The organism is Tritonibacter sp. SIMBA_163 (assembly GCF_046535935.1).
Lineage (GTDB): Bacteria > Pseudomonadota > Alphaproteobacteria > Rhodobacterales > Rhodobacteraceae > Epibacterium > Epibacterium scottomollicae.
On record NZ_JAWJBP010001143.1, the window covers coordinates 1 to 243 of the forward strand.

1 protein-coding gene is annotated in these 243 nt (G+C 42.0%); it reads right to left on the reverse strand.

The genetic code is table 11. The features are described from left to right. On the reverse strand, positions 1-187 hold a 187-nt coding region (locus R0J92_RS25900), incomplete at its 3' end, for a LysR family transcriptional regulator (protein ID WP_411053799.1). Positions 188-243 lie beyond the last annotated feature (56 nt).

A 243-nucleotide genomic window follows, 5' to 3' on the forward strand; every position in this document is an offset into this window, starting at 1 on the left:
ATCGTTCTCCCGCAACAGTCAGTTTTGCCTGATGAGAACGATGAAATAAATGAACACCTAATGCATTTTCCAATCCTTGCACTTGGCGACTGATGGTGGTTTGAGTGACCCCACATTTTTTTTCTTCTTGTCCAAAGTTGCCCGTTTCTGTAATTGCTAAGAAGGCTTGTAACTGCTCGATCCGCATTTGTGTAGTCTCGGTTACACTTTACGATGAGAATAACGGATTTTTGCCTTACGTTT